We start from the raw sequence: 18,307 nt of genomic DNA, 5'->3' as shown, positions 1-18,307 counted from the left end.
TTTCGCACTCTTCAGCTGAGTTCCCACGCGGCTGAAAGCTAAGCCGAGAGGGGTGCATCCTCCGAGATGGGTTCGATGCCCAGACGGTTGAGCATGTAAAGCACGCGGGCGCGGAGGTCGTCAGCCAGCTCGCGGGCCTCCTCTACGGTTTCTGCCGTAGCGATATCCCAAATCTTGATGTCCTTGCCGACTTCGTCGCCTATGATTGTGGCGCCAAAAGGAAATCGACCTCGATGGTCACGAACTCGTGGCCGCAATTGTCAGAGGCTCAAGAGAGTGTCGAATCGGAGGGAGATTGAGAAAGTAGAGAACAATACTGACTAATTTTTCGCTAACTGACAACTATTAACTCTGTACAATAAGAAGGATACTCCTCATAGCAACACATGATCAGTGTGTCTTTCTTCCTATTTCAGTCAGCTCAAAGAGTCGACTTTAGCGAACCTCTTCCCAACTGCTCCCAAAGTGAGATAAACGCCGGTACAAACAAGAAATGCTGCAAAAAGAACGCCAGCAAGGGAAAACGAAACCTTCAGAGAAATCCCCGCCATCACATGCCCCAATGAGGAACCAAGGATGGGCCTAACCCCCGACGTGTCTACTTTCCGGGGGTCAGGCCCCAAGCCCACCCGTGGAGTTCACAACCTATATAGGAACACCCCCCGACGAGGTGACGAGAATCCCCTCGTTGCTGTCGGACGGCGGTTTCCCGACCGGTGGCCCGGCCGCCGGCAAACCTCACCCGCGGCCGCCCGGGCCCTGTCCATGGCCAAGCCCGGTCTGGTGCCCCCGGCGCCAACGACTTCCGGTGCCGCCCCGGGACGGTGAATTGCCCGTCATCCTCATTCCCGGGACCGGGTCGTCGAACAGCTCATCGGTACCGATGCCTCGAACCACGGGCCCCGGGCGCACAGCGCAGCCGATCGCTTTGACGTCCACCCCGAGATGCGCCACGGATACTCCCGAAACGCCGGCAAACGAACGCGCTTGCCTGGGAACAGCAGATCTCCGGTTCCATGCTGCTGAATGAGCTGACCATCGGCGACATCACTCGACCGGGCGTGCGGTACACCTTCCTAGGCACGCGGCACGACAATGCCGTGCTCCCCCACTAAAACTCCTTCGTGCGGGAACCCGGCGTCACCAACATCACCGTCCAAGACGTGTGCCCCGCCCACCGCACCGAGCACTACGGCTTCAATTACGACCCTGTCGCCCAGGGCATCGTCGAGGACCCGCTGACCGGGACGGCGTGGCGGGACCACTGCACCGGTACCGGACCGGAGCGATAGTCCTCGACGGACGAGGATCAGGCGCCCGGGGAACTCCCCGTCCGGCACGCCCACGACTCGGCATAGCGGCCGCCCTTCGCCAGCAATTCATCGTGCGTGCCCCGTTCTGCGACCGTCCCGTCCTCCGAAAGCACGACGATGAGGTCGGCATCGCGGATGGTGTGCAGGCGATGGGCGACGACGATCACGGTGCGATCGCCGCGCAACGCCTCAATCGTGCCGATGATCGCCCGCTCAGTGGCCGCATCCAGCGAGGACGTCGGCTCGTCGAGAAGTACCACCGGGGAATCCTTCAGAAACGCCCGGGCGATGGCGACGCGCTGCCGCTCGCCTCCCGACAGCAGCGTCCCTTCCTCCCCCACCGGGGTATCCCACCCGGAAGGCAGCAGCTCCACGATGCGGTCCACCCCGGAACGCCGGGCGGCCTCGCGCAAGCGGTCCCCGTCACCGGGCCTGGAACCGAATCCGGGGTCGGCGAAGACCACGTTGTCCCGCACGGACGCGTCGAAAAGGAACGTCTCCTGGAACACCGGGGTCACCAGCGAGTTCACGCCGTCGGTGCCGATCCGAGGCAAGGGCACCCCGCCGATGAGGATCTCCCCCGAGTCCGGATCATGAAAACGCGACAGCAGCCGCATGACCGTCGTCTTGCCCGCCCCCGACGGTCCCACTACGGCAACCAGTGCTCCCTGAGGTGCACGGAAGCTGACGCCGTCGAGAACCTTCTTATCCCCGTACCCGAAGCTCACGTCGCGGAACTCCACGTCATGCCCGTCGGGCAGCTCCGGTGCGGCAGGTTCGGGAAGGGCGGGGATTGCCCGCAGGTCACGCAACGCAGCCAACGTGTTGCGGCCCGCACCGAACCCGCCGGACAACGCTCCCGCCGTGGTGATCGGTCCGGTGAACTGGACGAGCACGATGAGCATCGGCGCCAAATGCGTCGGCGCCATCCCACCCGTCGCGGCGACTGCCACGGCGACGATCACCGCCGCTGTGAACACCGCATGGACGACCGAACCCAACCGTCCGATGGCCGCCCCCTGCGTCGACGTCGCCTTCGCGAACGCATCGTGTTGGGCCCGGATCGCCTCATCCACCATCGCGTCCGCCGCCGAACCGTCGCCCGCGGCGCGAATCGCCTGCTGGCCGCGGGTGAACTCGATCAGCCTGCCGGAGACGGCAGCGACGGCGTCAGCATGCGCTTCGTCCGACTCCCCGCCGACCCGGCCAATGGCCCGGTAGGCGAAGAAGAGCACCGGTGCCGACGCGACAAGAACCAAACCGACGCGCCAATCCACCGCCAGAATTCCGAAGGCGATGACGGTCGGCGTAACCACCGCGGCGATGACGGGCCGCAGGATCACGTGCGGCACGGACGCCGCGAACGCGATACCCGACGACGCCATCTCCGAAAAGCGGCCGGCCGTGGACTTGGTGACGTACCCGAGTGGCAATGTCAGCACGCGTTCGCCCAGGGAACGCAGCAGGGACGACAGCACCGCTGCGGAATTCGCTCTGCCGACCGTCCCCGCGGCGAGGGACAGCACCGCATGGGCGGCCGCGAGGCCGGCGATGACGCCGGTGAAACGCCATGCCGTCGCATCATCTCCCTCGGCCAGAGCCGACAGCAGCGGCAGCAGCGCGACGAACGCCGCTCCCTGGGCCAGCGCGGCAAGCGTGGCCAACGCAATGAGCCACACCAGTGTCATTCTCGAGAGCCGATCCGTCATCGACCACAAGTCCCGAATCATCGGTTCCCTGCCTTTTCATCGTCTGATTCAGTGCCCCGCGGAGCGGATGGTTCGTCGTCGAGCGCGAACGCGCGCCACAGATCCCGGTAGCGGCCACCGCGCGCAAGCAACTCGTCGTGGGTGCCCGCCTCCGCGACCGCTCCCCCATCGAGAACGAGGATGCGGTCGGCGTTGCGGATCGTGCTCAATCTGTGCGCAATCACGATCACCGTCCGCGAACGAGCCAAACGCTCGATTGCGGACTGAATGAGGGCCTCGGAAGCCGGATCCGCGTAAGCGGTTGCCTCGTCGAAGATGAGCACCGGCGCGTCCGTGACAATCGACCTCGCGATGGCCACGCGCTGCGCCTCACCACCGGAAAAGGTCACGTCGACGTTGACCACCGAATCCAGGCCCTTCGGCAGCGCCGCGATGACCGTATCGAGGTTCGCGAGCTTCGCGGCCGCCATGATTTCGCCGTCGGTGGCGTCTCTCCTGGCCAGCCGGATGTTCTCCCGCAAGGGCAGCGTGAGCAACTGCGGATCCTGGAACACCACCGACACCGAACGGTGCACGTCGCGCACGGCGATGTCGCGAAGATCGTCGCCGCCCAGCAGCACCGAGCCTTCGACAGGGTCGTAGAAACGCGCCAACAGCCGGGCGACGGTGGACTTTCCGGAACCGGAGGACCCCACCAGCGCCGTGAGGGTCCCCGGTTCGAACGTCGCGGACATCCCGTCGAGGACCCGCGGCCCATCGGCGTAGGAGAAGACCAGGTTCCGGACCTCGAGCGCGCCTCCGCGCGCGGGCACCGGATCGGCGGGCTCGGCGATCGGCGGCGTGCTCAGCACCTCCGCGATGGACTTCAGGGCGGCGATCCCCGCGATGATGGGTTCGGAGTTCATGGCCACCCGCACGATCGCCGCGGAGAGTCCAAGGCTGAGAACCAGCCCGGCGACGAGACCCTCCGGTATGCCGCCCGCGGCGTCCCTCAGAGCGAGGCCGGCCCCGCACACCACTGCGAGAACTGTGGTCGGGGACGTCACCACGTCGATGAGCCCGAGATAGATGTTCGACTGCCGGGACCAGGCGGACCACGCGCGGACGAACGACAACGCCGCGGCATCGTAGCGACCCGCGCCCTGGTTAGCACGCCCGAAGGACTTCATCACCGGGATACCGCGCACCAGCTCGATGACCGCGGCCGTCACTCCTTCGGAGGCTCGCTCGTAGTCGCGCTGAAGACCGGCTCCGCGCGAAATCATCACGCCCATCAGGGCGAAGGTGACCAGCACCGGGACGACCGCCACCACCGCGATCCGCCAATCCACCATGACGAGCGCGATGAGGGAAAGCAGGGGAACCAGCACCGCCACCACGGTCTCACCGACGGTGTGGCCCATGAGCTGGTGGACAGCCGCGACGTCCTTCTCAACCGACTCGATGATTCCCGACGACCGCCGGGCATCCAGCCAGCCCAGGGGCAACTTCCGGATTTGGGCGACCAGTCGGCGCCGGAGGTGGAGCTGCAGGTCATTATCCGCCCGGTGCGAGAGCATGCCGGCGGCGCCGTCCGCGGCCATGCGCACCGTTGCGGCGACGACGATGACAGCCACGGCCAACCACGTCCGATGCTCCGGGGCCTCCGGGTACGTCATCGCGATGTCGATGATGCCGACCAGCGAAGCGACGGTAGCCACCGACGACAGGACGGATAACGCGACCACCGCACGCATCCGGGTCCGAATCGGGGCGAGCAGCGACCACGGGCCTACGGTCCCGTCCACGGCGCTCACTTGCCCGCCTCCCCGATCGCGCTTTTCTTCGTGAGAGTGCAGAAGTACACCATGCCGGCGTGTGAGGCTCCGCCCAGCTTCAGCCCGTTGGCTTCGGCGAGGTCCTCGACCTCGCTGCCCCGGAACACCCGGTGGCCCATCTTCGCAACGACGGCCATGTCCACATGCTCGTTCACGTCGGGATCCTCGACGAACGTCTGCACGTAAGCGATGCCTCCATCGGCGAGCAGCCCGGCGACCCTGCCGAGCGCGGCTCCCGCATCCTTCATTTGGTGGAGCGCGCCACACACCCAGATTTCACAGGCCCCGCCGGGCTCTCCCGCGAGCGGCGTGAGGATGTCGGCAACGTGGAATTCCGTCCGGGCCCCAAGCCCGTCGGCGGCGGCGCGTTCGCGGGCGATGCGGATCGCATTGGGCGACAGGTCGTAGCCGACGATGTTCGCCCTGCGATAGCGAGACTCAGCGGCGAGCGTGCGGGCGAGCCACCCGGTTCCGCAACCGAGGTCGAGGACCCGGGCCGGCGCATCCGGCCCGGGATTCAGCGCACGGAGCTTCCGGTACACGGCGGCGTCCATCGGTTCGCGCGCATAGCGGCTGAGGAACCTCGGCTGGACCTTGTCCTCGTAGGCCGCGAGGAGCCTGCGGTTGTTCTGGACGATCTGGGCAATCGACTTCATCTGGTTCTGTCTCCGGGTGTGTGGGCCGCATCCACGCGGCGGTTTCGGGTTAGATGCTCGGATTCGCGGGCCGTCATGCAGACTCCCCCGGCCTCGTTTTCACGGCGATGCCCCACGCCGCGAGCACGGCGATGCCTAAGAACCAGGCCGCGCAGACCACCAGACCCGCAGCTCCGGTGCCGTTGACGGCCTCGCCGGCCGCGGATACGGGGGTGTGCCCGGCGATTCCGCGCAGGAGGGGACGGAAGTGGTCGGCGGGCATGAGCACCGTGTTGACGAACATCGCAACGATGATTAACGGGATGAGGGCCACGGAACCCTGGGGGCTGGTGATGGAGAACGCGATGTACGTGCCGGTGCATGCGGCCGCCGCGGCAACCATCGCGCCGGTCACCGCGATCCTCCACCACCAGGACACCTCCGGTGGGCCGTCGGAAAGCAAGGCGGCCACCGCCGCGACGACGGCCGTCATCGCCATGATCTGGATGAACTCGGCAATGATCCGTGCGGCCGGCACGGCCGCGTACGGCGCCGGCATGGTGATCAACCGCTCGTGGAAGCCATTGCTGCGTTCAACGAACACGGTGGATGATCCCGTGATGGCCAGGATGAACGCCCACGCCGTCACGACCAGGATGACCGCGTTCCGGAGTTCGAACTCTCCGGTGAGCTGCCTGACCAGGCCACCGAACATGCGGTTGACGATGAACAGGTACACGAGCGGAGCAATGAACGTCATGAACCAGAAGTCGGGGCGCCGCAGCCAAATGTGGGCGATGCGCCGCAGATGCACGAAGATGGCGCCAATCATGATTCGCTCCTCGAGGTGAACCGGCGGATGAACAGGACGATTCCGGCGACCGCCGCGACACCGAGCCACAGGGCGGCCTCTTCCCCGGCGCGATCCGGGAAGGCGTCCGGGGACGCCGCCCTAATCACCTCGATCACCGGCGAAAAAGGCATGTGGCGCACGACGTCGCGAAGGGAGCCGTCCAAAGCGGTCGCCGGAATGAACGCGGTGGAGAACATGAGCAGCAGCATTTCCAGCGCCTGGATCGATGAGGCCGTCGACACCGGGGCGGGCACCATCAGGATCACCCCGTCCGTGACCAGGGACAGGACCGCCGCGGCGAGCAGCGACCACAGGACAGTCCACGCGACTTCACCGACAGCCATGTCGAGGCCGCAGGCCCACGCGACGACCAGCAGCGCCGCGATCGACGCGGACATCCGCAGCACATCGGTGACGAGCCTGCCGGCGACATAGCCGCCTGTGGCCCCGGGCAACACGCGCACGCGGTCAACGAGCCCGGATTCGACGTCCTGTCCCACCGCCATCGCCGACGCCGCGGCGGTGAACATCGCCGCCTGGAACAGGCAGCCGCCGAGCACGAAACGCAGGTACCCGAAGCCGGATTGCTCCGCCGAGTACCCGAACACCGCGTACAGGCACAGCAGGAAGAGGGGCGGAACCACGAACATGGAGATCAGCGACGCGGTGTTGCGTCGCAACAGCAGCAGATCCCGACGGAGAAACGCCGCGACCGACGTCGCACTCATCGCGCCGCACCCCCTGCGTTCATCGATATGAACACCTCGTTGAGGGTGGGCGGCGACACGCTCAGCGAATCCGGCAACGCTTCCGAGGCCTCCATCGCCTGCGCCACCGCCTCGAGGACCCGCGGTCCGGGGTCGACGTCGAGGGACACCGACTTCCCCGCGACGCGGGCGCCGTCCAGGCACGTTCCCCCGAGGCAGCGGGCGAACGCCTCCGCCTCGGCGGCGGTGGCGAAGGACACGCGGAGCACGTGCGACCCGAAGGCGCGGCGCAATTCCTCCGGCGTTCCGCTGGCGACGATGCGGCGATCCTTGAGCAGATGGACGTGGTCTGCCAGCGCCTCCGCCTCTTCCAGGTACTGGGTGGTCAGCACCAGGGTCATTCCGTCGTCCCGCAGTTGCCGGATGAAGCCCCACAGCTCTTCGCGGCTGACCGGGTCCAGCCCCGTCGTGGGTTCGTCGAGGAACAGCAGCCTGGGCACGACGCACAGCGACGCGGCGATGTCGAGGCGGCGCCGCATGCCACCCGAATAGGCCGACGCCAGCGTCGAGGCACTGTCTGCGAGCGAGAATTGCGCGAGCAGTTCCGTCGCGCGGGCGGCCGCAGCGGCGCGGTCGAGTCCGCGCAGCCGCCCGAAGAACTCCAGGTTCTCCCGGCCGGTGAGGTTCTCGTCGATCGCCGCGAATTGGCCGGTGGTGGCAATGTCAGCGCGCACGCCCGCCGGGTCCTCTTTCACGTCGCGCGAGAAGATGCTCACCTCGCCGGAGTCGGCGGTGATGAGCGTCGACAGGATTCGGATGAGGGTGGTCTTGCCTGCACCGTTGTGGCCGAGGAATGACACGATCGCCCCGGTGGGCACGGTGAAACTCACGCCGTCGAGCACATGCTTGCGCATCCGGGCACCGCGCTTTCCCTTGCGCCCGCCGTCCGGCGGGGCACCTGCCCCGCCTTCGGGCGGGGTGCCCGCTTTGCCCGCAATCGGGTAGCTCTTCGTGAGGTCGCGGACGACGATCGCCGCACCTCGTTCAGCTTGATCCGTCATCGTTTCCCCTTTTCTTTGGTATCGCAGTGGGCCGCTGTCGGCAGCGGCCCCGTGGTCGGGTTGTCATGTGGCACCTCGATATGGATGCCCGCATCGCGGGCGAAGGCGAGGACCGGTTCGAGGAGCCGGGGGTGGCCGACGAGATCCCGGCCCCCCGGCGCGACCGGCTTCCCCGCGACCGCCACAACGGTGGCGGCAGCAATCGCCGCGGTCATTTTGTAGGAACCCGGGCCGGTCGCCCGGACGACGGTCGTCTCGGCCGCCGGCCCCGCATCGCCCGCGCCGGCAGAGGACAGTGCGACGACCAGCTCGGCGGGTTGCGGAGTGCCCTTCGCCCGCGCCTTCCGCGATGTCACGGCCGCCCCGAGACGGGCGAGCAGACCGGAGACAACGGGCATCGAGTACAGTCTCGACGTGCGGATTTTCTCCACCGACTCATCGGGGAGGGCATCGAAGGCGACGTGGTAGGAATATCCGAGGATCGAGGGGCACACCCCGCGTACGACGTCGATGTCCGGGCATTCGTAGCCGATTCCGCTTTGCGACGACACCAGGTTGCGCCGCACTTCGACGATGGCGCCGCCGAGCATCGCGCGGTATCCGCCGCGAATGGTCCGGAACATCGACTCGACCGACGCGGCCCCGGATTCCTGGTCGGCGCCAATTCGCAGATCGACCCGCACATCGCGGACCTCTTCGACCCCCGCAGCGCAGGCCCCGAGCATCAACAGGGCCGTCGACAAGCCCGGGCACAGGCCGAACCCGGTGAGCACGGGAACCCCCTCCCGCCGAGCATCCCCGTCGAGGGCCATGATTGCGCGGCGGGCGTCGATCGAATCGTTGACGTCGATGTACCCGGTGCCTGAGTCGATGCAAGCACGGGCGAGTGAGTCTGCATGCACCTCGAACGGGCCGATGCCGGCTTCGGCCAACCGAGTCGCAGCCGCCACCGCCTCCGCATGGACCCGGCCGTACGGGACGAAGACGTCCCGCCGATTCTCGACGAAGGTGATCCCCTTTTTCGTCTCATCGGCCTTGTCCCGAAGCACGTCGCTGATGGTCCGGATCGTGTTCACTGGTACCTCTTTCGGTTGTCGGCGCCATGCCGGTGCCGGGCGGACCGGGCCCGCATGGCGCGACCCGGAGGATGTGTCTGAAGGGTTGAAGCAACTGGGTGGGGCGCGTCTCCGCACAAGCTCGGAAACGCTCGCGGGCTCGAGGCCCGCCGGTTCCGGGTGCCCGTCAAGTCACTGCGGACACCAGGGCGGCAACGAAGGTCGCGGCGGACGCTGCGGCCGCGAAACCATCACGCACTCGCCAGGGGTGATCAGTGCGGAAGGTACGCCGCGGATGGCGGCCGAAGTTGCGCATCGCCAGGGTCAGGGACAGCTTTTCGGCGCAGCGCACGGCGCTGACGAACAGGGGAAAGGCGATGCGCGCGGGCGTCGTCGCGCGAATGAAGCCGGAGCGGAAAGACTGCCCCGGTCGCATCGAGCGCAATCTAATCGCCCATGTCAGCTGGGGGATTTCGCTGCGCAGGAACGCCGCGATGCTCACCCCGGAAATCGCTATGGTGCACCATGTGTAGGGCACCCGGAGGCGTTGCACCATGGCGTCGAAAAGCTCCTCGACGCGCATACACGCGGAGACCAGGACCGTCCCCGCAAACACGGCCGTCAGTAGCAGTCCGTGATGGATGCCGTGGCGGACAGCCTCCGCCGGATCCCCACTGCCGTAGAACTCGGAGCGCCACCCGAGCAGGCCGAAGAACACCCCGATCAACAGGACGAGGAGGACCTTCCCCGCCGTCGCCCGAACGTCGCGTTCCGCGATCGCAGCGAGTGCGAGGAACGCAACCCCAGTCAGCGCGAGAACGGCGTCTCCGCCGGAGAGCAGCCCGGCGACGAGGACGAGCATCACCGCCGCGACGATCGTGATGGCGTTCAACCCCGCGCGCCTCCGAGCGTCGGATTCACCGGTCCAGGGACTTTCGTCCCCGGACGTCCGTGCGCCGGCCGCGGGCAGTGCGCGATCCCGCCGGGACGACTCCGGGGCAGCCGGCACGTCGGTCGCGGGACCGGACCAGGCGACCTTCCCTTCGGCGACGATGCTCGCCCGATCCGCCCACGTTCGCGCGACACGGCGGTCGTGGCACGTGAACACAACGGTTCCGCCGGCCCCGGCGTATTCCGCCAGCGCATCCAGCACGATGCGCGAGCTCGGCGAATCCAGGTGCGCCAACGGCTCGTCGAGAAGCAGCAAACGGCGATTGGCCGCCACCGCCAGGAAGATGCCCAACCGTCTTTTCTGTCCGCCCGACAGGACGAACGGCGAGACGGGGTCAAGTGCCCGGGGGCACAGGGCTTCCCGCAGTTTCCGCAGCTCATCGGCGCCGAGTGGCCCGTGCGGGTCCGTGCCGGCCAGCGCGGAGTCGATTTCCGCGGCGACGGTCGCGCGGGTGAACTGGTGCTCGGGGTTCTGGAACGCCCACGACGCGAAGGCGTCGGGGGCGCGCCGGGCTGGCTCGCCGTCGATCCGGAGGTCCGCTCCCGCCTTCATCTGGCCCGACAGCACCGCCAGCAAGGTGGACTTACCGGCTCCGTTGGTGCCGACCAGGGCATGGATCTCGCCCCGTTCCAGTGTCAGATCGGCCCCGTTCAGGATCCGCTCCCTGCCCCGGGCCACATGGGCTCCGGTCAAGGCCAGCAGTGGAACGGCATCCGCCTCCAATTCCGGATCGGCGCCATCCCCGGCTCCCCGGGGCCTTCGCCGCCGGTCCGGACTGAGACGGTCCGGTGCCCCCGTGCCCGGCGTACTGGCGTCCGGCGCTCCGGCGGTCGCGACCGACGTCGCAATGCCCTTCACCGCGATGCCCTCCGGCGCTCCGTGCGCGGCGACGCTCCCGTCCGCATCGAGGATTGTCACTGTGTCGACCCACCCGTCGAACGGGCGGAGGTCGTGCTCGATGAGCAGGATGACGCGACCCGGAGCCCGCAAATCACGGATGGCGGCGAACAGCGACCGGCGACCGTCCTCGTCGACGTGGGCCGCGGGCTCGTCGAAGATCATGACCTCCGGCGCCCTGGCCACCGCACCAGCGATGGCCATCCGCTGGCGTTGCCCGCCCGACAAAGCCCACGGATCCTTCTCCGCGAGCTCTGACAGCCCGAGCTCCGATAGAGCCTCGGCTGATCGCTTGGCGACGATACCGGCTTCCACGAGGGAAAACTCGAGGGCCATGGCCACGTCATCGACGACTCGGAGCGTGAGCACCTGCGTCGCCGGGTCTTGCCCGACGAAGGTGACCCGGTCCCCGTCCACGGGGCATTCGGTGCCGTCGACATCAACGATATGCACGGATCCGGCATGGTCGATGGGGATGTGCGAGGGGATCAGTCCAGCGATGAGGTGGGCCAGGCTCGTCTTTCCGCATCCCACGGGTCCCGTGATGGCGTTGATCGTGCCGAAATCGAAGGAGAGATCCACCATGTCGGGTGCCCATCGCCCATCGGCGTGCCGCACGCCCGCGCCCCTAACCCGTAACCGGGCCGGGGCCGTCCCGCGTGTCGCACCGGCGCACGCGGGTGCTCCGCCGGTCACCGGGTGACCCCGCGGCTGCGAAGCCCCTTTGCGACGGCAAAGCCCAGGACCAAAAACACCAAGCTCGAGGCCAAGGCTACGGCGAAGCTGATCAGGGTCATGGGCGTGGTCGGCGAGTCGACGCCAACTGCGCGCGGGGCCATCGTTCCCATCATCGCGGAGAACAACATCGCCGACGCCACGAACTGGGTACGCGTCCACCGCCGGTACAGGGTGACCATGAATGGAAGCTCGATGAGCAATCCTTCCATGATCAGCGCCCCGATCGCGGCGACGCCGAACGGGGTGGTCGCCGCGGACACGACGCCCATGGCAAGGCACGCGATGAGGCTCGCGCCAGGCTTGCGGACGACGATGAGGGGAACGACGCACTGCAGGAACCACAACCCGAGCGTCGCCGCGACGAGATAAACGTGGGCGATGCCGGCGAACACCTGCAGGTAGGTCAGGGGCACGACGACGAGAGACCCCGCGACGCCGATCGCGGCGGCGACGAGCATATCGCGGGTGGATGGTCGGCCACCCGCTGCGACCGGTGCGACGTGTACCAACCGCCCGTCGTCCGTCTGCGACGCCACCGCGTCGCCGTCGCCCGTCCCGTCCGGGCCCGCGTCCCCGACTCCCCCTCCGGAGAGGGGTTCTCTGGTCGATCCACGTTTTCTGTTCATCGTCGCCGCCTCGCTTCCGTTGCCGATTCCCGATCAGGAACATAACTTGAACCAGTATTAGGTTAGGCAATCCTTAGCAACTTATGCCAGGCTTGAATTATTGACTTTGCCCCCGATCCCCCCCCCATTACGTTGTTAGCAGTTCCACCCCAGGGCACCGAAGATTCATAGCCTGTCCACCCGATTGGGCTGGTTATGTTTATTTCCGTTCCCTCCGTCTGAAAGGACAGTGGAACTAGTCGCTGGCTTCGGTATGGCTTGTTCCCGCCCCTGTCTGAAAATGATCCGGGGGTGATGCCGCCGAAGACAGTGACATCCTCAAACTGCTAATAGGAACCCGACCCAGCCCAGGTGGTATGAGGTCTCACAGTAGTGTGGATGCCAGCGCAAGCATGTCCGACAACCCCAGCGATGAAGCTTAAATAGTCCAACTTCTCATTCATCGCTAGGAGGCATACACCCATGGCCTATGACTTCGTCATTGGCGTAGACGTCGGCAAATACTTCCACCACGCCTGCGTCCTCGATCCCCAAGGCAGGCAAGTCCTGTCCAAACGCATCAATCAGCATGAAGGCTCGCTACGCAAGCTCTTCGGCCAATTCCTCGCCGACAACGCCTCGGTCCTTGTTATTCCCAACAACATCGGCCGGTTGACCGTCGCAGTCGCCCAAGACATGGGGGCAGATGTTCGCCATCTACCAGGGCTTGCGATGCGGCAGCTCTCTCGCATCCACGTCGGCAACTCCAAGACCGATGTACGCGACGCCTACGTCATCGCCCATGCCGGTCTTAACCTTCCAGATTCCCTGCGCAGTGTCGACCGCGTTGAGGAAGTCTTTATCCAGCTGATTTAGGCCGTGACAGCGGCATCCTCCGAGATGGGCTCGATGCCCAGGCGGTTGAGCATGTAGAGCACGCGGGCGCCGAGGTCATCGGCCAGCTCACGGGTCTCTTCCACGGTTTCGGCGGTGGCGATGTCCCAGATCTTGACGTCCTTGCCGGCTTCATCGCGCGGCACCTCGCGGCCGAGGTAGACAATAAAGTCAGGGATAGTCACCAGACGCAGGTCCTCGACGTAGCGGTCCGGGTGCTCCGCCATGCCGCGCTCCTGGAGCACGTGGGCCATGTGGGAGTCAGGGTCGTTTTCCGGGTGGGCTACGGCGGCGTCGACCAGCAGCGCGTTACCGGCATACTTCTTCGTCAAAGCCACGGCTGCCTGCGCCAGCGCATGGTCGGCACCTGCCGAGAAACGCACGTGGATGCGGTGGGTGCCGAAGTGCTCGCGCACCTCGCGCTCCACCATCACGGGAATGAACTCTTCTAAAGTCGCGCCAGCCTCGTGACGCTCAATAGTGGCATCGAGGAAGGAGTCAATCTCCTGGGCAGTGTACTCGTGGCCATAATCTGCGTGTAAATCCTGGCGCAACGTATCGAAACGGCGGGCGTTCGGGGAAGTCATCTCTAAACTCACTTTCTGTTCGCCTATTGTTAACCTACTGTTAACCTTAAGTGATTGTTGGCCAGACCACAAGTTTTATTTTCTTTGGTCTAGTTCCGTACGCTGGCACAACCTCCCCATAAACGGCCAAAGGCCCGCCGGGTGTTCCGGCAGGCCTTCTTGGATTGTTCCTTCTTCTTATCGGGAATGCGCGTTGCGCGACTGCGCAGCTTGAGGTGTTCCTCGAGCCGCTCCGGGGACATCTTCCACATGCTGCGGTCTGCGCGCTTCTTCTTGCGCTGCGCCATGCCGTCACCTCCTTCCATCGAGGTGTTTCAGCATAGCGCGCCACGCTGCGCTGCGGGAACCAACCCGCACGCGTCCTAACCTAGTGGCCGCGCTCCTGCTCCAGGGCCTTGCCCTCATTCCAGAACGGGGCCAGCTTGTTATCGAACATACTCAGCGCGGACGCGATGGCCATGTGCATATCCAGGTACTGGTAGGTGCCCAGGCGGCCGCCGAAGAGAACCTGGTTCTCGCGAGCCTCGGCGGCGGCGAGCTTGCGGTAGGCCTCCAGTTTGGAGCGGTCCTCCGGGGTGTTGATCGGGTAGTACGGCTCATCGCCCTTCTCCGCGAAGCGCGAGTACTCCTTCATGATCACCGTCTTGTCCTTGGGGTACTTATCGGCGCGCTCCGGGTGGAAGTGGCGGAACTCGTGGATGCGGGTGTAGTCCACGTCCGCATCGTTGTAGTTCATCACCGGGGTGCCCTGGAAGTCACCGGTCTCCAGCACCTCCAGGTCGAAGTCGAGCGTGCGCCAGCCCAGCTCGCCCTCGGCGAAGTCGAAGTAGCGATCCAGTGGGCCGGTGTAGACCACCGGCGCGCTTGGCGACGCCTCTCGCACCTCCTCGTGCACGTCGAACCAGTCGGTGTTGAGACGGACGTCGATAAGCTCGTGCTCCGCCATCTTCTCCAGCCAGGCTGCGTAGCCGTCGACGGGCAGGCCCTCGTAGGTGTCGTTGAAGTAGCGGTTGTTGAAGGTGTAGCGCACCGGCAGGCGCGTGATGTTGCCGGCCGGCAGTTCCTTCGGGTCGGTCTGCCACTGCTTTGCGGTGTAATCGCGAATGAAGGCCTCGTAGAGCGGGCGGCCAATGAGCGCGATGGCCTTTTCCTCCAGGTTCTTCGCCTCATCCACGGCGAACTCGCCGGCCTGCTCTTTGATGAGCTGGCGCGCCTCATCCGGCGAGTAGTAGCGGCCGAAGAACTGGTTAATCAGGCCCAGGCCCATGGGGAACTGGTAGGCCGTGCCATCGTGCATGGCGAAGACGCGGTGCTGGTAGTCGGTAAAATCGGTGAACTGGTTGCAGTACTCCCACACGCGTTTATTCGAGGTGTGGAAGAGGTGCGCGCCATACTTGTGGACCTCGATGCCGGTCTCCGGCTCGGCCTCCGAGTAGGCGTTACCGCCAAGGTGCTCGCGGCGCTCGACGATGAGCACTTTCTTGCCCAGCTGGGAGGCTGCGCGCTCGGCCACGGTCAGGCCAAAGAATCCGGATCCAACAACGATGAGGTCATATGCAGTCATGGCCATCAGCTTAAAGCAGTAACACGCACAGAACGGCTGGTGACACCCAAGCGAGAAAACTCGCGTGTCACACCTTCTTTCACTCCAACAACTGGCGTAACATCTGTCCCGTTAGTTAACTTTTTGCGCTCCTCTTAACCTCGTGGCGCACACCATCCTAGGGAGTAACAGTGCACCTCAAACGTCGTCTTGTTCCCGCGAAATCGACGTGGTCGACGCCGGTTATCGCTACGGTCACCTCGATCGCTGTGGTCGCTGCCGCAGCCGTGGGCGGCCAAACCCTCATCCAAACCCAGGAAGCGGGCAGCGGCCCCATCGAAGTGAGCTCGGCCTCCGAATCCTTCGGGTCCGGCGAAACGGTCGTGGTGGATGACCCGGCCATCGCCGCCCAGGGCGAGGGCGAAGGCCCGCGCGCCGTCAAGCAATTCCACCGCGATGAGACCTTCTCTTCCTTCGCCGTCACGTGGAAGGGTGCGCGCGACGTCGCAGCCTTCGCCCGCGCCAAGCAACCAGACGGGTCTTGGTCCGAGTGGTACGACATGGACTCTATGTCCTACAACAACGATGACCCCAACGCTACGAATGGCACCGAGCTCATCTTCGTGGGCGATACCAACGACGTGCAGGTCTCCATCAACAACGTGGATCTGGTGACTGGCTCGAACCTGGACGAAGAGTTCACCGAGACCCCCGTTGAGGACGCCGCGCTTGACGACGCCCCCTTCAACGTCGGCGACATCGCCCCCGTCGCCGAGACCGAGCCTCTACCGGCCAATAGCGACGTGGAAGGCCTCGAGGCTGTCTTCATGGACGGCAACGCCCAGGAGGGCGAGGCCATTGAGCCGACCGCTGAGACCGACGGCATGCCGCGCGTGGTCTCGCGCGCAGGTTGGGGCGCGGATGAGAGCATCCGTTGCAAGGGCGCTGACTATGACAATGGTGTGAAGGCCATTGCGCTGCACCACACCGCGGGCTCCAATAACTACACCCGCGCGCAGGCGGCCGCGCAAGTGCGCGCCGCGTACAAATACCACGCCCAGAACCTGGGATGGTGCGATATCGGATACAACGCGCTGGTGGATAAGTACGGCACCATCTACGAGGGCCGCTACGGCGGGCTCGACGAAGCCGTACAGGGCGCCCACATCGGTGGCTTCAACCAGAACACGTGGGGCATTTCCATGATTGGTAACTATGAGACGGCTCAGCCGACGGAAGCCTTGCTGGAGTCCGTCACCGACCTGGCTGGCTGGAAGGGCGCGATTTCCGGTGTTGATCCGACTTCCCGCGTCTCCCTGCCCTCGGAGGGCTTCCGCGGCTCGCGCTACCCGGCTGGTGCCTCTGCCCCGGTCTACGGCCTCTTCGGGCACAGCGACGTTCACTTCACTGCCTGCCCAGGGCGCTACACCATCGCCCAGTGGCCGACTATCCGCCAGGCGGCGCACAAGAAGTACCTCGCCATCAAGTCGGGCGCGTCGGGTTCGACGTCCACGGACTGGGGCAGCGGAAATACCTCTACACCAGACTCCTCTGGCTCTGCGCCGAAAAACAATGCGCCGTCTGCTCCCGCACCGGCCGCTCCGGCACAGGAGGCAACGTCCTCGCTGGGCGATACCGAAATCCCGATGAGCACCATCACCGCACTAGTCGGCCTGGCTGGCACGCTCTTCGCCATCATGTATGCCCGCTCCGAGCACCAGGTTGACATGAACCAGACGGTCAATGGCCTACCGGTGGAGCAGATCCCGGGCATCGTGACCAAGGTGCTTTCCTTGAGCAAGAACGAGGGCCTGAAGGAAACGTGGACGGCAGTCCTTAACGCCTTTGGTCCGGCGCTGGGTCTGGCTGTTGGCGGTCCGGATGAGACGGCCGGCATCATCTACCAGCTCTTCCAGAACGGCGTCGTGCTGAGCTCCGAGGAGACCGGAACGCACGCGCTGGTCGGGCGCATCGCGAAGGAATGGGCGTCCGGCGACAACTCGGCAACACTCGGCTTGCCGACCTCCGACGAACTCCCCACCGGCTTCGGCAAGGAAGTCCGCGTGCAGTTCCAGGGCGGGTCCATCGTCTATAACCCGGAGACTGAGCAGATTCAGGTCTTCACGGACTAATCCCAGCCGCACCGTGTGCGCGCAAAACTCACGCGCACAGCCCTGTGGGATCGCCGATATTGCGGGAGCCACCTCGGTGGCTTCCGCTTCGGCATGTTATCTATTGGATTTAGGTATCCGGCGGGGATCCGCCCACTAAGCCCCCGTTGGCCTGCTGCTTCAACGCTGCTTGTGCTGCCTTGTAGGCCGGCTGGGAAGTAATCGGCTCCGCCCAGGGTGGCACATAATCCACCCCGCCCCGCAACCGGAAGACATAGCCAGCACCAGTCGGCTTATCCGGGTCATCATCATTGATGCCATTGTGATAAGCACACAACATCGTCAAATTCGGCGGATCCGTCGCCCCACCCGCCTTCCACGGCACCAAATGATGCACCTGACAATAATCAGCCGGCTTATTGCACCCTTCACGCGCACACGTCGGATGCTCCGCACTGGCCATTAACCGCTGCTCAAACCCAGCTAAACGCCGCACCCGATGCAACCACACCGGCCCAATCGTTGGATGCACCAACGTCACATACCCAACCTCGGCAAACTTATAGGTGACAAACTCCCGCCCTGTCATCCGCCCACCGTTGGTAAGCACAAGCTCAATATCATCGCCCTCACCGCGCACGATCTGATCCAACTCATCCAAGGTGACCACCACATTGGTCGCTACCGCAGGCTTGCTTCCCCCATGAGCCTTAGCAAAGAACACCTGGCCTGCCGCATCCAACAAATCAGCCGAATTAATCGACTCCAAGGTTCCGCGCATCTCACTAATGCGCAAGGCTGAATCAGTAATCGTCAACGAATGCGGACCC

The 18,307-nt window shown here is 65.3% G+C and carries 15 protein-coding genes and 2 pseudogenes; 3 read left to right on the top strand and 14 right to left on the bottom strand.

Annotated features, from left to right (window positions below):
• Window positions 1-38: 38 nt before the first annotated feature.
• A pseudogene (locus HMPREF2635_RS13120) lies at window positions 39-197 on the bottom strand (protein tyrosine phosphatase); the annotation flags it as partial.
• Window positions 198-1,124: 927 nt separating this feature from the next.
• Here HMPREF2635_RS13120 and HMPREF2635_RS13475 point away from each other — a divergent pair.
• Window positions 1,125-1,292, top strand: coding sequence for a hypothetical protein (locus HMPREF2635_RS13475; protein WP_154762579.1), 168 nt, complete (start codon window positions 1,125-1,127; stop codon window positions 1,290-1,292).
• Between the two features lie 17 nt (window positions 1,293-1,309).
• On the opposite strand, the gene HMPREF2635_RS10930 is transcribed toward HMPREF2635_RS13475, so the two are convergent.
• From HMPREF2635_RS10930 to HMPREF2635_RS10890, 9 genes are all read right to left on the bottom strand, one after another.
• A complete protein-coding gene (locus HMPREF2635_RS10930; RefSeq protein WP_232751630.1) occupies window positions 1,310-3,001 on the bottom strand; it encodes an ABC transporter ATP-binding protein in 1,692 nt (563 codons plus the stop codon).
• A gap of 38 nt (window positions 3,002-3,039) precedes the next feature.
• The gene (locus HMPREF2635_RS10925) at window positions 3,040-4,818 is read right to left on the bottom strand and encodes an ABC transporter ATP-binding protein (RefSeq protein WP_070821748.1); all 1,779 of its coding nucleotides are present in this window, start codon (window positions 4,816-4,818) and stop codon (window positions 3,040-3,042) included.
• Entirely contained in the window at window positions 4,815-5,495 is a 681-nt protein-coding gene (locus HMPREF2635_RS10920) for a class I SAM-dependent methyltransferase (protein ID WP_046647601.1), read from the bottom strand. Before HMPREF2635_RS10920 ends, HMPREF2635_RS10925 begins: the two co-directional genes overlap by 4 nt.
• Before the next feature lie 73 nt (window positions 5,496-5,568).
• Entirely contained in the window at window positions 5,569-6,306 is a 738-nt protein-coding gene (locus HMPREF2635_RS10915) for an ABC transporter permease (protein ID WP_046647602.1), read from the bottom strand.
• Entirely contained in the window at window positions 6,303-7,055 is a 753-nt protein-coding gene (locus HMPREF2635_RS10910; RefSeq protein WP_046647603.1) for an ABC transporter permease, read from the bottom strand. The genes HMPREF2635_RS10915 and HMPREF2635_RS10910 overlap by 4 nt, the downstream gene beginning before the upstream one ends.
• On the bottom strand, window positions 7,052-8,095 hold the full coding sequence (locus HMPREF2635_RS10905) for an ABC transporter ATP-binding protein (RefSeq protein WP_034666007.1): 1,044 nt from the start codon (window positions 8,093-8,095) through the stop codon (window positions 7,052-7,054). Before HMPREF2635_RS10905 ends, HMPREF2635_RS10910 begins: the two co-directional genes overlap by 4 nt.
• On the bottom strand, window positions 8,092-9,171 hold the full coding sequence (locus HMPREF2635_RS13335) for a saccharopine dehydrogenase family protein (RefSeq protein WP_246824882.1): 1,080 nt from the start codon (window positions 9,169-9,171) through the stop codon (window positions 8,092-8,094). Before HMPREF2635_RS13335 ends, HMPREF2635_RS10905 begins: the two co-directional genes overlap by 4 nt.
• Before the next feature lie 166 nt (window positions 9,172-9,337).
• On the bottom strand, window positions 9,338-11,584 hold the full coding sequence (locus HMPREF2635_RS10895) for an ATP-binding cassette domain-containing protein (RefSeq protein WP_246824881.1): 2,247 nt from the start codon (window positions 11,582-11,584) through the stop codon (window positions 9,338-9,340).
• A gap of 107 nt (window positions 11,585-11,691) precedes the next feature.
• Window positions 11,692-12,195: an ECF transporter S component gene (locus HMPREF2635_RS10890; protein ID WP_246824880.1), complete on the bottom strand. Its 504-nt coding sequence runs from the start codon at window positions 12,193-12,195 to the stop codon at window positions 11,692-11,694.
• A 630-nt stretch (window positions 12,196-12,825) separates the two neighbouring features.
• Between HMPREF2635_RS10890 and HMPREF2635_RS10885 the strand changes: the two are divergent.
• Window positions 12,826-13,212 (top strand): annotated as a pseudogene (locus HMPREF2635_RS10885) (IS110 family transposase); the annotation flags it as partial.
• Between the two features lie 2 nt (window positions 13,213-13,214).
• Here HMPREF2635_RS10885 and HMPREF2635_RS10880 read toward each other — a convergent pair.
• The 3 genes from HMPREF2635_RS10880 to glf all read right to left on the bottom strand — a co-directional run bounded on the left by HMPREF2635_RS10880 (window position 13,215) and on the right by glf (window position 15,387).
• A complete protein-coding gene (locus HMPREF2635_RS10880) occupies window positions 13,215-13,823 on the bottom strand; it encodes a three-helix bundle dimerization domain-containing protein (RefSeq protein ID WP_010188546.1) in 609 nt (202 codons plus the stop codon).
• 89 nt (window positions 13,824-13,912) lie between these two features.
• On the bottom strand, window positions 13,913-14,110 hold the full coding sequence (locus HMPREF2635_RS10875; protein ID WP_070821746.1) for a hypothetical protein: 198 nt from the start codon (window positions 14,108-14,110) through the stop codon (window positions 13,913-13,915).
• Window positions 14,111-14,190: 80 nt separating this feature from the next.
• Window positions 14,191-15,387, bottom strand: coding sequence for a UDP-galactopyranose mutase (gene glf, locus HMPREF2635_RS10870; RefSeq protein ID WP_070754319.1), 1,197 nt, complete (start codon window positions 15,385-15,387; stop codon window positions 14,191-14,193).
• A 170-nt stretch (window positions 15,388-15,557) separates the two neighbouring features.
• Between glf and HMPREF2635_RS10865 the strand changes: the two genes are divergently transcribed.
• Window positions 15,558-17,498: an N-acetylmuramoyl-L-alanine amidase gene (locus HMPREF2635_RS10865; RefSeq protein ID WP_070821745.1), complete on the top strand. Its 1,941-nt coding sequence runs from the start codon at window positions 15,558-15,560 to the stop codon at window positions 17,496-17,498.
• Between the two features lie 109 nt (window positions 17,499-17,607).
• On the opposite strand, the gene HMPREF2635_RS10860 is transcribed toward HMPREF2635_RS10865, so the two are convergent.
• On the bottom strand, window positions 17,608-18,307 hold a 700-nt coding region (locus HMPREF2635_RS10860), incomplete at its 5' end, for an HNH endonuclease signature motif containing protein (RefSeq protein WP_141761711.1).

Origin of the sequence: Corynebacterium sp. HMSC035E02, assembly GCF_001836065.1 — a bacterium.
Lineage (GTDB): Bacteria > Actinomycetota > Actinomycetes > Mycobacteriales > Mycobacteriaceae > Corynebacterium > Corynebacterium hiratae.
This window is presented reverse-complemented; position numbering and strand designations above follow the sequence as displayed.

Bases quoted from the DNA above. Each gene is read 5' to 3' on its own strand.
- HMPREF2635_RS10930 (WP_232751630.1), bottom strand. From the start codon at position 3,001: ATGACACTGGTGTGGCTCATTGCGTTGGCCACGCTTGCCGCGCTGGCC.
- HMPREF2635_RS10915 (WP_046647602.1), bottom strand. From the start codon at position 6,306: ATGATTGGCGCCATCTTCGTGCATCTGCGGCGCATCGCCCACATTTGG.
- HMPREF2635_RS10880 (WP_010188546.1), bottom strand. From the start codon at position 13,823: ATGACTTCCCCGAACGCCCGCCGTTTCGATACGTTGCGCCAGGATTTA.
- HMPREF2635_RS10895 (WP_246824881.1), bottom strand. From the start codon at position 11,584: ATGGTGGATCTCTCCTTCGATTTCGGCACGATCAACGCCATCACGGGA.
- HMPREF2635_RS10905 (WP_034666007.1), bottom strand. From the start codon at position 8,095: ATGACGGATCAAGCTGAACGAGGTGCGGCGATCGTCGTCCGCGACCTC.
- glf (WP_070754319.1), bottom strand. From the start codon at position 15,387: ATGACTGCATATGACCTCATCGTTGTTGGATCCGGATTCTTTGGCCTG.
- HMPREF2635_RS10890 (WP_246824880.1), bottom strand. From the start codon at position 12,195: ATGCTCGTCGCCGCCGCGATCGGCGTCGCGGGGTCTCTCGTCGTCGTG.
- HMPREF2635_RS10875 (WP_070821746.1), bottom strand. From the start codon at position 14,110: ATGGCGCAGCGCAAGAAGAAGCGCGCAGACCGCAGCATGTGGAAGATG.
- HMPREF2635_RS10920 (WP_046647601.1), bottom strand. From the start codon at position 5,495: ATGAAGTCGATTGCCCAGATCGTCCAGAACAACCGCAGGCTCCTCGCG.
- HMPREF2635_RS10910 (WP_046647603.1), bottom strand. From the start codon at position 7,055: ATGAGTGCGACGTCGGTCGCGGCGTTTCTCCGTCGGGATCTGCTGCTG.